This window comes from Pseudarthrobacter sp. BRE9, assembly GCF_031844305.1.
Lineage (GTDB): Bacteria > Actinomycetota > Actinomycetes > Actinomycetales > Micrococcaceae > Arthrobacter.
The window spans coordinates 26,558-39,398 of sequence record NZ_JAUZUY010000004.1 but is presented as its reverse complement, the minus strand read 5'-3'; the positions used below and the strand labels follow the sequence as shown (position 1 = coordinate 39,398).

Below are 12,841 nucleotides of genomic sequence, written 5' to 3'. Positions count from 1 at the left end.
GGAAGTAGCCCTCTACAAGCCCGTCACGTCCCGGCCTGGGTGTACTGCCGGCTAGGCCCGCTGCTGCCGGCTGACCATCTCGTTGATCCAGGCAGGCGCGTACGGCGACGTGCAATTGGGTGGCGTGGGATAGTCCTTCAGGACGCCCAGGCGCTGGCCGATATCCAGGGCCCGGCTCCGGAGAGGCGCATGTTCGATGCCGATCCTGGCGAGGGTGGTGTTCATTGACCACTGCAGCCGGCCCGGAGCGTCTTTCATCTTTGCTTCGATAGTATCCAGGAGGCCTGGCAGATCCAGCCCATCGGGTTTCCTGGCTACCCGGTCGGCGGTCAGCTCCCACCCGGCACTTGCCACCCGTTCGTCGGGATCAGCCATCCAGGCGAGCCGCAGTGTCTCGGCGTGAGGGCTCTTCCTGACCACGTAGTTCACCAGCCAGTCCTGCAGTTTGGGCGCGCCCGACTGGCGCAGCATGGTGTCCAGTTCGTCCGGTCCAAACTCTTTCGGCCGGCATATCAACACTGCCAGCAACCGGGCGGCCGTACCGCCGGCAGCCCAAAGCTCCAAGGCAAGTTCCTGCTGCGTCTTCAACCGCTTGGCGATCTCCCGCAGCCGGGCGAGGTTGACGCCGTGGTCATCCCCGCGCTTCTGGTTGGCCGCGCGCACATTTGGGTCCTCGAGCGCCGCCAACTCAGCGAGGACCGCCTCCAAAACTGCCCCGGTCATGCCAGCTCCAGCCGCATGAGAACCCGCGGGAAGCCGTTCAGCACCGATTGGGTGTCCGCAGCCTTCGTGAAGCCCGCGTCCTCGAACAACTTCCGGGTGCCAACGTAGGCCATGGTGAGGTCCACCTTGCTGCCGTTGTTGTCCACGGGATAGCCCTCGATGGCGGGGGCCCGATAGGAGCGGGCCATGTCCACGGCGCCCGCCAGCAGGTGGTGCGAGATGCCTTTGCCGCGGTGGCCGGGACGGACGCGGAGGCACCACACCGACCACACGTCCTGGTTGTCCACATGCGGGATTCTTCTGTTGCGGGCAAAACCCGTGTCCGCACGTGGATGGACCGCTGCCCACCCAACCGGTTCGCCGCCGTCGTACGCTACAACGCCGGGCGGGGGATCCTGGGCCACCAGCTGCCTGACCAGCTCCCCACGCTCCTCACCGCGGAGGGAGATGTTCTGTTGGGATGGGATGCGGTAGCTCAGGCACCAGCAGACGGTGGCATCCGGCCGTTTGGGCCCCACCAGGGTCCGGACGTCGTCGAAGTCCGTGGCCGGGCGCACCTCGATCACCATGCCGCCATCCTAGTCTCCCTGAATCCTGCCAATGCTCCATGCCGCCACCTTGCGGAGATCAACCCGGGTTGCCGGCAGTGGCACCCTGACGCCGCCGGACAGCAGCACGGGTGACAGGAAATGGAGGTACCGGCCATGCCCGGCCGGCTGGGAAGAGGTTCCTTCCGCCGCGGATTCCGCGGGGTCCGCGGAGGCCATGGAATCGAGGGCGGTGGCGATTGCCGGGCTTCCGATCCGTACCTGGTCATTCTGCCGCAGGGTCCATGCGTCCTCAGACACAACCGAACCGGAAATGACGATGCCGTCAACCACAGCGGTCAACTCCAGTGTGGCATCGGGACCTGTGCTGAAGACCGACGTCAACAGCAACAGGAGCCGGGGGTCGATCCTGCCCTCCGGGCTTTCCTTATCCGTCCCGTGGTCCATGCCCGTCCTTTCCTCGTCCGGTGGCGCGAACACCCCTAGTTTCCACCCTGTCGGCACCTCTTGCACCTCACTACACTGGGACGCATGACCGAGCAGGAACCGGGCAAGGCCGCTGCGGATCCCGATACCGCCGGAACCTCCCAGCGCAGCCCGGCAGAGCGCTCCCGCACCTTCAACGGCATCCTGGTCAATACCGCCCTGGCCAACATCACCACCAGCTACCTGTGGTTCGCGCTGACTTTCTGGCTGTACCTGGGGACGCGCAACGTGATCGCCACCGGGGTGGTGGGCGGCGCGTACATGTTGCTGATTGCCCTCTCCAGCATCAGCTTCGGCACCTTTGTGGACCGTTACCGCAAGCTGGCAGTGATGCGTTTCGCTGCCTGCTTCACACTGGTGATGTTCGTGCTGTCCGGGGTGATGTTCCTGCTGACGCCGGCCGCGTCCCTGCTGGATCTGGCGCAGCCGTGGTTCTGGATCTTTACACTCGTGATCCTGATCGGCGCCGTGGTGGAGAACCTGCGGAACATTGCCCTCTCTACCACCGTCACCATCCTCATCGAGCCGGAGCGCCGCGCCAACGCCAACGGACTGGTGGGGATGGTGCAGGGGCTGATGTTCATCGTCACCTCCCTGCTGTCCGGATTGTCAGTCGGGTTGCTGGGCATGGGCTGGACCATCGCCGTCGCACTGCTGCTCACGGCGCTGGCCTTCGCCCACCTGCTGACCCTGCGGATGCCCGAGGAACTGCGCGCCGCGGCAACGGACGCCCACGGCGGGTTCGACCTCCGGGGCTCGCTCGCGGCCGTGCTGGCCATTTCCGGTTTGTTCGCGCTGATCGTGTTTTCCACGTTCAACAACTTCATCGGTGGCGTCTATATGGCATTGATGGACCCGTACGGGCTGGAAATGTTCTCCGTGGAGATGTGGGGCGCTGTCTTTGCCGTGGGATCCACCGGATTCATCATCGGCGGTGCCCTGATCGGCAAGTTCGGGCTGGGTAGCAATCCCTTGCGGACCCTGCTGGTTGCGGTGGCAGCCATGGGAGTCCTGGGGGCAGTGTTCACGCTGCGGGAGTGGGCGTGGCTCTACATTCTGGGAATCTGGCTGTATCTGGTGCTGGTCCCGTTCGTGGAGGCGGCCGAACAGACCGTCATCCAGCGGGTGGTGCCATTGGAGCGGCAGGGCCGGGTCTTCGGGTTCGCCATGGCATTCGAGTCAGCCGCGGCACCCGTCACCGCGTTCCTGATTGCCCCCATTGCCCAGTTCTGGATCATTCCCTACGCCCGGTCCGCGGACGGCGCCACCCGCCTGGCGCCGCTGCTGGGCGAGGGCACCTCGCGCGGCATCGCCCTTGTCTTCCTCGTGGCCGGCATCATCATGATTGCGGCCGCCCTGCTGGCCTTCCTGACTCCGGTCTACCGCCGGGTTTCGGATTCGTACGCGAAGGCAGCGGCAGAGGCAGAGGCAGAGGCGAACGCAAACGCGAACACCGACGCGCAGGGCGCCAGCTAACCCTGCTGGGTATAGACGGCTTCAACGGAGATGAGCGGCACTCCGAGGTCGCGTATCCTGGCCAGCAGCCCGTGCAATGCGGCCTGGTCCGGGACGGGACCGCAAAGACTTGTGGTGCCGTCCTCTTCACGGGTCAGGGTAAGGCCGTCGAACCAGGTCTCCCAGCACCCCGGAAGGTGCCCGCCGACCCGGAGCCGGTAGCCGCCGGGAACAACTCGCTTTGCCACTTCAGTCACCGGACTCCCCGCCTTGCGGTTGGGCAGCAAGCCACCTGGTCGAGGCGACCCGGCCAGGTGGGGCGCTCATGGATGGTGGTCACCGGTTGCCGGCGGGATCAAACGGGGCGCCGGCAACCTGGGGTACGCTTCCGGCGGCGGCAATCAGCCGGCCGCGCCAGAGCGAGTATCCGAGGCCAATGAGGGCGACGCCGGTAGGCACGGCGAAGAGACGCTCGTTAATTTGTGGCAGGACGGGGATCAGGATGCTGGAGATGGTGCCGGCGGCGAGGACTGCAGCAGCCCACCGTGCCAGGACGTTGGCGCGGAACACCGCGATGCCGAAGACCAGGCCGCCCACCATGTACGTGAAGCCGGCAATCAGAGTCAGCGGCTGCATCAGGCCGATATCGCCCTGCGGGTGGCCGCCCATGGCTGCGGCGAGAACATCGTTGACGTACCCGGTTGAACTCCGGGCCACTGCCGGGAGGACCACCAGACCCATGACTTCGACGCTCATCATCAGGAGGTAGCCGACGGCGAATATGCCGTATCCGAGCAGGCCGGGCACCCCGCTCTGCTTCACCTGCCGGAGGTACATCCCGGTAATGCCGGCCAGGCTCAGCACGGACATCACGATTTTCACGGCTTGCCGGACCGACCATTCCGTAGTGGTGACGAATTCCGCGTCGAGCTGCGGGTGGTTGACCTGGACGCCGAGGAACAGCAAACCGGCGGCGACCGCGGACAGGCCTGCCGCCCGGGTGAGGTGGGTGGTAGTGATGGACATTGTGGACTCCCTGGATCTGGGTCCGCGGCGGGCGCTGCGGGGATGATCCCAACCTAGGGACGGGCAGGGTGAGCAGGCATCACCCAGTGATGTGACTGACAGGGTGAGATTTTCCCGCCGCGGTTTACAGCAGGTCCCTGTTACAGCAGACCGCCGCGCTCGCGGGCACGTCGGACTGCACCCTGCCGGTTGGTGGCCCCGAGCTTCGCGAAGATGTGTTTGGTGTGGGTACGCAGTGTGTTGTGGGAGATAAAAAGCGCCCGCGCGATCTCCGGCCCCCGCAGTTCGCTCTGGAGGAGCTTCAGTACCTGCAGTTCGCGCGCGCTCAGCAAGTCCCCTGCGGAAACGGGCGGCTTATGCTCCTGCACGGGGGCTTCAGCGTCTGCCGCTGAAGCTATGCCCAGTAGCCGCCGGGGATGGCCGCCGGACCTTCCATGCTCGACGGCGGCGCGCAGCAGCGCCTGCATCGGCGGCCCTTCCGCGAGGAAGAGGCGCGCATAGCCTTCGGGTTCCGGTGACGCGGCGAAGGCGCGGTCCAGCATGTGAAGGGCTTGCGCGCGGTGTCCCTGGACGTCTTCGAGCAGCGCCTGCAGCATGCGGATCTCCACAAGGCTTCCGGCCCGCCCGTTGGCCGCCGCGGACTCAAGCAGCCGTTCGAGAAGGTGCACTGCGTCGCTGGCCGGGCCGCCGTCGTCGGGCCGTTTCCTCTGCTGCGCGATAAGAAGCCGCACCAGTGTCAGATGGTCAAACTCACGCATGTAACTGGTCTCGCCGGTGACTGACACGCCGCGTGCACGCGCCCAGTCCCCGGCCTCGGTGAGTTTGCCCTGCGCTATCCGGATCCTCGCCTTCATCGCGGCAATGGGGCGGACCTCGGGGAAGAACCCCCGCCTGTAGAGCTGCTCCGCCTGGTCGAGGAGGCCGATGGCGTCATCCGGGCTGCCGTCGGCCCACGTGGTGAGCGCCCTGGCAACAAACCACCGGTAGCGGCTTTCTGTCATGGGCGCCCGGTCAAAGAACGTGGCTGCATTCTGGAGGTGGCCTTTCGCGCCGGTTATGTCTCCTGCCTCGCAGTCGATTTCGCTGACCCCCACATGCAGGTCTGCCGTTGCCCTGGCCGCGCGTCCGCCTTGTGCCTGCGCCAGCCGCAGCCCGTCCTGGTACAGGAGCCGCGCCTTGCCGGGCCGGCCGGCCACCAGCCACATGTCAGCCAGGATCACCGTGCTGCCCAGCGCATCGACGAGGTTCCCGGAGGCGTGGAGGCTTTCCACAGCCTGCGTGAATGTCTCCAGCGCGGATGGCACATCCCCTGCAACCCAGGCCGCGAGGCCGAGGAATCCGCCGGCGGCACCACGGGAAAGGTGGTCGTCGGGGGCCGCCAGGTCCAGCGCGCGCCGGGCATGCTCCACCGTCCCGGCCACATCACCTTGGGCTTGGGAGAGGGAGGCACGATAGACGGCTATGGTGGCGGGCAGCGACCGCAGCTCCTCAGTGTCCGCCCAAGGGGGAGGCTGGCCGGGCGGCACGGCAGCCAGGGCGCGCTCCGCGTCCTCAAAACGTCTCTCCACCCCCTGGAGATCGCCCGCGGCCATCATCATAAACCCGTAGAAAACGCTGAGGACGGGGCTTCGCCTGACTACGTCGTCGGGCAGTGCCTTCAGCCAGCCGAACAGCAAGGCCTCCTGCCGCTCGCGCCGGATGGTTGGCGCCGCCAGCTCCATCAGGTGGGAGGCGTGGTCGAAGTCCTCGCCCGCCAATGCGTGCCTAATCGCTTCGTCGGCCAGGTTGTTGCGCTCGTACCAAAGGCTCGCCCGCTGGTGCAGCAGTGGCACGTGCCCGGGCTGCTGGCTGGACAGGCGCGCGCGCAGTACGTCGGCGAAAAGGTGGTGGTAGCGGAACCACTCCCGGCGGTCGTCCAAGGGAACGATAAACAGGTTGGAGCGTTCAAGGGTAGCGAGCATGTGGCTCCCATCGCTGCGACCGGTCAGCGCGTCACAGAGTGGCCCGGTGAGGCGCTCCAGGACCGACGTCTCCATCAGGAAGCCTCGGATTTCCCCGGGTTGATGCTCGAGGACTTCTTCCACCAGGTAGTCCACGATGTAGCGGTCGCTCCCGGCGAAACCGGCAACAAAGCCCGCGACATTCCCATGCCCCTGGAGGGAGAGCGCCGCCAGTTGCAGGGCTGCTATCCACCCCTCGGTCCGCTGCTCAAGGGCTGCGATGTCAGCTTCGGCAAGGTCAAGTCCGGCTGCCTCGTTGAAATAGGTGGCCGCCTCAACGGCAGTGAAACGCAGCTCGGCCGCACGCACCTCCACCAGCTCGCCATGTGCCCGCCAGCGCGACAGCGGGAGCCCCGGATCCGCCCTGGTACTGATGATGACGTGGACGTGGGGAGGAATATGCTCCAGCAGGAAAGCCAGCCCCGGGCCCACTTCCGGGCCGTCCACGAGATGGTAGTCATCAAGCACCAGCCACACATCACCGGGCGCCTCGGCCAGGTCATTCACCAGGGCCGTGAGGACTGTCCCGGCCGGCACGCCTGGGGAAGCGAGGAGCTCCAGGGCGGCTGATCCGACGCCGGGCACCGCCGACTGGAGCGCGGACGCGATATAGGTCCAGAAAGCGGCGGGCTCGCTGTCAGTTGCGTCCAGTGATACCCAGGCGACCTGGCCGCCGGCGTGCTCCGTGGCCAACCACTGGCAGAGGAGCGTCGTTTTGCCGAACCCGGCCGGGGCAGACACCAGCACCAGCCGCGATTCAGCTCCCCGGCGAAGGCGCTCCAAAAGCCGCAAACGCGTCACTGCTTGGGACCGCACCTTCGGGACGAACAGCTTCGTCGCGATGAGCGGACGTGCCATCCGACCCCCGTTTCACCGTGCACCGCCGAAGCCTTCATCTGCGGCAACCAGAACCAGCGTACCGGTTCACGAGACGGTGAAACCAAGGCCCGGTTAAACGCCCGGACGCTCCCGCAACATGTGCGGAAGCGTCCGGCGGAACCTGCAGAAGGTGATGGAGCGTCCTGGAGGTGACTCCTAGACGCCCAGGGCGTCCTTGAGGCGGGCGACATGGCCGTCGGCCTGCACCTGGTACTGGGCCAGGGTGACCTTGCCTTCGGGGTCCACCACAACGGTGGAGCGGACAATGCCTTCGTGGATTTCGCCGTGGACCAGCTTCTCGCCCCAGGCGCCATACGCCAGGGCCACAGCGTGGTCGGGGTCGGAGAGCAGCGGGAAGGTCAGGGAGAAGTCGCCGGTGAAACCGGCCAGGGCTTCCTGGGCATCGGGGGAGACGCCGACCACCTCGTAGCCCTTGCCCTGCAGGGAGGCGAGGCTGTCGCGGAAGTCGCAGGCCTCGGTGGTGCAGCCGGGGGTGGCGGCCTTCGGGTAGAAGTAGACGATGACGTTCTTGCCGCGGTAATCGGCCAAGGAGGTCTCCCGGCCCTGGGCGTCCCGGAGGGTGAATTCAGGAGCCGGGGTACCGGGCTGAAGCTTGGTGGTCAGGGTGGGGCTCATGGCGTTCCTTTGTAAGACTCGGTCAGTGATGGCCAAACATCAAGTGAAGCGGGTTGCCGCTTAGTGATACAAACCAGCGCGTCATATGCAGTATTCCGCCGGTCCACGAACGGCCGCGTGCGGGCCCGGCACAAACTGGTATCCGCCGCCGCGGACAGTGGCCACGGCGTGGCGGGCGTTGCCCAGTTTTTTGCGGATCCGGCCCACGTAGACGTCGATGGAGCGTGCCGTGGCGCCGGGAAAATCCAGCGACTCCAGGAACTCCTGCAGTTCTTCGCGGCCCACCGTCCGGGACAGGTGGGTCACCAGGTAGCGCAGCACTTTGTATTCGACGCCGGTCAGGGCCACGGGCCTGCCGTCCAGCAGGACGGTGTCGGCGGCGAGGTCCACGGCGACCCTGCTGACGGGGCCGGCCGACGGCGGCAGGCGCGTGCCGCCGTCGTCCTTTGAAAGTGCCGGGCCGGCTGCCTCCACCGCGGAAGGAGACGGAGAGGAGTCGGCTGCGGCTCCTTCCGCGGCGGACATGGGGGCTCCGGCGGCAGGCCAATGGACTTCCGCCTCCGGAGCAGTTTCGAGGGCCCTGGCAAGGACCATTTGGGCGGCGTGGCGCAGGAGTTCCGGGCTGGTTCCTTCGGCCGGGACCACCCATACGGCGAGTCCGCGGGCTGCAGCCTTGGGTGGGGCCAACCGTGGGCGGTATGCCGCCCGCGGATAGTGCGCTTCCACTGCCATGGCGCGTCCCTAGACGCCGCCGCGGCGGATCAGCCTGCCCGTGGGGGTCTGGCCGTCCACTGCGGCGCCGCGGAGGAAGGTCCTGCGCACCACGCCGGACAGGGCCTTGCCGTCGTACGGTGTGATGGGGTTCTTGTGCTTGAGCTTGGACACGTCCACCACGAAGGCCTCGTCGGGGGCGAAAACGGCGAAGTCAGCGTCGTAGCCCAGCGCCAGCTGGCCCTTGTTGGACAGGCGGGCAAGGGCCGCCGGCTTCTCACCCATCCAGGACACCACCCGCTCCAGCGGGATGCCGCGGTGCCGGGCCTCGGTCCAGATCAGGGACAGCCCCAGCTGCAGCGAGGAGACGCCGCCCCAGGCAACAGCGAAGTCGCCGTTCTCCAGGTCCTTCAGGTCCAGCGTGGAGGGGGAGTGGTCCGAGACGATGCAGTCGATGGTGCCGTCCAGCAGGCCCTGCCACAGCAGCTCCCGGTTGGAGGCCTCGCGAATGGGCGGGCAGCACTTGTAAGCGGTGGCGCCGTCCGGGATTTCCTCCGCCATCAGCGTGAGGTAGTGCGGGCACGTTTCCACGGTGAGCTTCACGCCGTCGCGCTTGGCGGAGGCGATCATGGGCAGCGCGTCCGACGACGACAGGTGCAGGATGTGCGCACGCGCGCCGGTCCAGCGGGCCCGTTCGATGACCTCGGCGATGGCCTTGTTCTCGGCGCCGCGGGGGCGGGAGGCCAGGAAGGTGGAGTAGTGGTCGCCGCCGGGGTGGGGCGCGCGGTCGATGGCGTGCGAGTCCTCGGCGTGGACGATCATGAGTGAGTCAAAGGACTTCAGCTCGGCCATGTCCTCTTCCATCTCGTCCGCGTCCAGGTGCGGGAACTCGTCCACGCCGGAGTGCAGGAGGAAGCACTTGAAGCCGAACACGCCTTCGTCATGCAAGGCGCGCAGGTCGGCCTTGTTGCCGGGGATCGCACCACCCCAGAACCCGACGTCGATGAACGCCTGGTCCTCGGCCACCTCGCGCTTGAGCTTGAGGTTTTCCACCGTGGTGGTGGGCGGGACGGAGTTCAGCGGCATGTCAATGATGGTGGTGACGCCGCCCGCAGCTGCGGCCCGGGTGGCGGAGGCGAAGCCCTCCCACTCGGTGCGGCCGGGCTCGTTGACGTGGACGTGGGTGTCCACCAGGCCGGGGATCAGGGTTTCGTCGTCGGCGAGTTCAATGACTTCGGCGCCTGCCAGTCCATTGCCCAGCGGTTCGAGGGCCACGATCCTGCCGTTGCGGACGCCCACCTCGCGCGGGGCGATGCCGGCGGTGGTGAGGATGCGCTGGCCCCGGATGACCAGGTCAAAACGTTCTTCAGACACGGAGGTCCTCCTTGGTACTTGCGGTGGCGGGCCTGTTGGCGGCCAGCCCCGCACTGATCTGGGTGCCCAGCTGCTCCAGCAGGGGTCCTGCCTCTGCTATGCACCTGTTTACATCGCTTTCCAGCGCCGTCAAAGCGTGGACCCCGGCGAACCCGGCGGCTGCCGCCTGGCCGGGGCCCAGGGTGGTCCGGCCGCAGACGGCGATCACCGGAATGTTGTGCTCTGCCGCTGCCCGGGCAACCCCCATGGGGGTCTTGCCCAGCAGGCTTTGCTCATCCAGGCTGCCTTCGCCGGTGATCACCAGGTCGGCGCCGGCCAGGCGTTCGGCGAGTCGCGTGAATTCGAGGACCACGTCGATGCCCGGCCGCCGCGTCGCGGCCAGGACGGCGATGGCGGCGTAGCCCACGCCGCCGGCTGCCCCGGCTCCGGGAGCCCCGGCAGCCTTGACGGCGCGGAATCCGATTTCCCTGGCCAGGACTTCGACAAACCTGGCCAGGGCGGCGTCGAGCATGCCGACGTCCTGTTGTGTGGCACCCTTTTGCGGGCCGAAAACCGCAGCCGCGCCCTGGGCGCCAAGCAGCGGGTTGTCGACGTCGGATGCCAGCACAAAGCGGGTTTCCACCAGCCGGGGCTCGAAGTCGGTGAAGTCGATGCTGTGCAGGTTCGACAGCGCCGCCCCGCCCGGTGGGAGTTCGTTGTTCCTGCTGTCCAGGAACCTGGCGCCCAGCCCCTGCAGGAGTCCGGCGCCGCCGTCGGTATTGGCGCTGCCGCCCACGCCGAGGATGATCCGCCGGCAGCCGGCGTCCAGGGCGGCGCGGATGAGCTGGCCGGTACCGAGGCTGGTGGCGTTGGTGGCGGCTGCCGTGTCCGGCCGGCCACCGTTTTGCACGCCCGGCACCAGCGCGAGCCCGGACGCCGTCGCCATCTCGATCACGGCTTCGTGTCCCCGGACGGCGAAGTCGGCGTCCACGGGCTGGCCGGTGGGGCCGGTGACCGTTGCGCTTCGGCGGGTGAAGCCGGAGCCGACGGCGGCGTCAAGGGTTCCCTCGCCGCCGTCGGCCACCGGAATCCGGACCACCTCAAGGTTGCCGCCCGCCCCGCGCTGCAGGCCCTTTTCCAGGTGGCTGCAGACCTCGGGGGCGGACAGTGATCCCTTGAACTTGTCCGGGGCAATAACCACGCGCATGGTTATGCCTGCAGGGCCAGGATGGCGGTGGGGGCGTCGGCGGCGGTTTCTGCCAGTTCCTCGAACTCGTTCACGGCGTTGATTTCCACGCCCATGGAGATGTTGGTGACCTTTTCCAGGATCACTTCCACCACTACGGGAACCTGGAACTCGCCCATGAGCGCCTTGGCCTTGTCGAACGCGGCGGCGAGGTCGTTGGGGTCCTCCACACGGACGGCCTTGCAGCCCAGGCCCTCGGCCACCTTGAGGTGGTCCACGCCGTAGCCGTTGGTCTCAGGGGAGTTGATGTTGTCGAACGCCAGGGACACGTTCTGCTCCATGTTGAAACCGCGCTGGGACTGGCGGATCAGGCCCAGGTAGGAGTTGTTCACCACCACGTGGATGTACGGCAGGTTGAACTGCGCGCCCACGGCCAGTTCCTCGATCATGAACTGGAAGTCGTAGTCGCCGGAGAGGGCCACAACGGTCTGCTCCGGGTTTGCGCGAACGACGCCGAGCGCTGCCGGGGCGGTCCAGCCCAAGGGTCCTGCCTGGCCGGCGTTGATCCACTTGCGCGGGCCGAAAACGTGCAGCATCTGGGCGCCGGCGATCTGGGACAGGCCGATGGTGGACACGTAGGTGGTGTCACGGCCGAAGGCCTTGTTCATCTCCTCGTACACGCGCTGCGGCTTGATGGGGATGTTCTCGAAGTGCGTCTTGCGGTGCAGGGAGGCCTTGCGCTCCTGGCACTCGGCAACCCAGGCGCTGTAGTCCGGCAGGAACCCGGCCGCCTTGCGCTCCTTGGCGAGCTCAACCAGCCCGGCCAGCGCCGCACCGGCGTCGGACGCGATGCCCAGGTCCGGCGAGAACACCCGGCCGATCTGTGTGGGCTCGATGTCGATGTGCACGAACTTGCGGCCGGCCGTGTAGGTCTCCAGGCCGCCGGTGTGGCGGTTGGCCCAGCGGTTGCCGATGCCGATTACGAAGTCGCTCTGCAGGTAGTTCTCGTTGCCGTAGCGGTGCGAGGTCTGCAGGCCCACCATGCCGGCCATCAGCTGGTGGTCGTCGGGGATGGTGCCCCAGCCCATCAGGGTGGGGATGACCGGTATGTTGAGGGTCTCTGCCAGTTCCACCAGCTGGGCGGAGGCGCCGGCGTTGATGATGCCGCCGCCGGCCACGATCAGCGGGTGCTGGGCTGCGGTCAGCATGTCCAGGGCTTTTTCCAGCTGCTTGCGGGAGGCCTTGGGCTTCTCCACCGGCAGGGGCTCGTAGGTGTCGATGTCGAATTCGATCTCGGCCAGCTGCACGTCGATGGGCAGGTCCAGGAGCACGGGGCCGGGGCGGCCGGAGCGCATCAGCTGGAACGCCTTCTGGAAGGCACCCGGAACCTGGCCCGGCTCCAGGACGGTCATGGCCATCTTGGTCACGGGCTTGGCGATGGACTCGATGTCCACGGCCTGGAAGTCTTCCTTGTGCAGCTTGGCCACGGGAGCCTGGCCGGTGATGCAGAGCATGGGGATGGAATCAGCCCAGGCTGCGTACAGCCCGGTGATCATGTCGGTTCCGGCCGGGCCGGACGTGCCGATGCAGATGCCGATGTTGCCGTCCTCGGCGCGGCTGAAGCCGTCGGCCATGTGGCTGGCGCCTTCAACGTGGCGGGCCAGGGTGTGGCGGATGCCGCCGTGGGCGCGCATTGCGGAATAGAAGGGGTTGATCGCGGCACCTGGCAGGCCGAACGCCTCGATGGCGCCTTCCTTTTCCAGGATGGCAACCGCTGCATCAACGGTACGCATCTTGCTCATGGGGTGCTCCTTGAAAGCTTAGGGAAGTCTGTTTTT

12 protein-coding genes are annotated in these 12,841 nt (G+C 67.1%); 1 reads left to right on the top strand and 11 read right to left on the bottom strand.

What is annotated here, in order from left to right; translation table 11 throughout:
- Positions 1 to 51: 51 nt before the first annotated feature.
- The 3 genes from Q9R31_RS09930 to Q9R31_RS09920 are packed head-to-tail and all read right to left on the bottom strand — an operon-like array spanning position 52 to position 1,718.
- Complete coding sequence (locus Q9R31_RS09930; protein WP_311262565.1) at positions 52 to 723, bottom strand: DNA alkylation repair protein; 672 nt, start codon at positions 721 to 723, stop codon at positions 52 to 54.
- Complete coding sequence (locus tag Q9R31_RS09925; RefSeq protein ID WP_311262564.1) at positions 720 to 1,292, bottom strand: GNAT family N-acetyltransferase; 573 nt, start codon at positions 1,290 to 1,292, stop codon at positions 720 to 722. The genes Q9R31_RS09930 and Q9R31_RS09925 overlap by 4 nt, the downstream gene beginning before the upstream one ends.
- Positions 1,293 to 1,301: 9 nt before the next feature.
- Complete coding sequence (locus Q9R31_RS09920; protein WP_311262563.1) at positions 1,302 to 1,718, bottom strand: hypothetical protein; 417 nt, start codon at positions 1,716 to 1,718, stop codon at positions 1,302 to 1,304.
- Between the two features lie 84 nt (positions 1,719 to 1,802).
- Here Q9R31_RS09920 and Q9R31_RS09915 point away from each other — a divergent pair, with 84 nt between their 5' ends.
- Positions 1,803 to 3,233 (top strand): MFS transporter, encoded by a 1,431-nt coding sequence (locus Q9R31_RS09915; RefSeq protein ID WP_311262562.1) that lies wholly within the window; start codon positions 1,803 to 1,805, stop codon positions 3,231 to 3,233.
- Here the strand turns inward: Q9R31_RS09915 and Q9R31_RS09910 are convergent.
- From Q9R31_RS09910 to gcl, 8 genes are all read right to left on the bottom strand, one after another.
- Entirely contained in the window at positions 3,230 to 3,469 is a 240-nt protein-coding gene (locus Q9R31_RS09910) for a hypothetical protein (protein WP_311262561.1), read from the bottom strand. The two genes, Q9R31_RS09915 and Q9R31_RS09910, sit on opposite strands and share 4 nt — an antisense overlap.
- A gap of 79 nt (positions 3,470 to 3,548) precedes the next feature.
- Positions 3,549 to 4,238 (bottom strand): hypothetical protein, encoded by a 690-nt coding sequence (locus tag Q9R31_RS09905; RefSeq protein WP_311262560.1) that lies wholly within the window; start codon positions 4,236 to 4,238, stop codon positions 3,549 to 3,551.
- A 140-nt stretch (positions 4,239 to 4,378) separates the two neighbouring features.
- Positions 4,379 to 7,039, bottom strand: a complete 2,661-nt coding sequence (locus Q9R31_RS09900) for a LuxR C-terminal-related transcriptional regulator (protein ID WP_311262559.1) — start codon at positions 7,037 to 7,039, stop codon at positions 4,379 to 4,381.
- Positions 7,040 to 7,273: 234 nt separating this feature from the next.
- Entirely contained in the window at positions 7,274 to 7,753 is a 480-nt protein-coding gene (bcp, locus tag Q9R31_RS09895; RefSeq protein WP_311262558.1) for a thioredoxin-dependent thiol peroxidase, read from the bottom strand.
- A gap of 81 nt (positions 7,754 to 7,834) precedes the next feature.
- Positions 7,835 to 8,485, bottom strand: coding sequence for a winged helix-turn-helix domain-containing protein (locus Q9R31_RS09890; RefSeq protein WP_311262557.1), 651 nt, complete (start codon positions 8,483 to 8,485; stop codon positions 7,835 to 7,837).
- A 9-nt stretch (positions 8,486 to 8,494) separates the two neighbouring features.
- On the bottom strand, positions 8,495 to 9,838 hold the full coding sequence (gene allB / locus Q9R31_RS09885; protein ID WP_311262555.1) for an allantoinase AllB: 1,344 nt from the start codon (positions 9,836 to 9,838) through the stop codon (positions 8,495 to 8,497).
- Positions 9,831 to 11,024 carry a glycerate kinase gene (locus tag Q9R31_RS09880; protein WP_311262554.1) on the bottom strand — a complete coding sequence of 398 codons (1,194 nt, stop codon included), beginning with the start codon at positions 11,022 to 11,024 and terminating at the stop codon, positions 9,831 to 9,833. The genes allB and Q9R31_RS09880 overlap by 8 nt, the downstream gene beginning before the upstream one ends.
- Positions 11,025 to 11,026: 2 nt before the next feature.
- Positions 11,027 to 12,805 carry a glyoxylate carboligase gene (gene gcl / locus Q9R31_RS09875; protein WP_311262553.1) on the bottom strand — a complete coding sequence of 593 codons (1,779 nt, stop codon included), beginning with the start codon at positions 12,803 to 12,805 and terminating at the stop codon, positions 11,027 to 11,029.
- Positions 12,806 to 12,841: the final 36 nt, after the last annotated feature.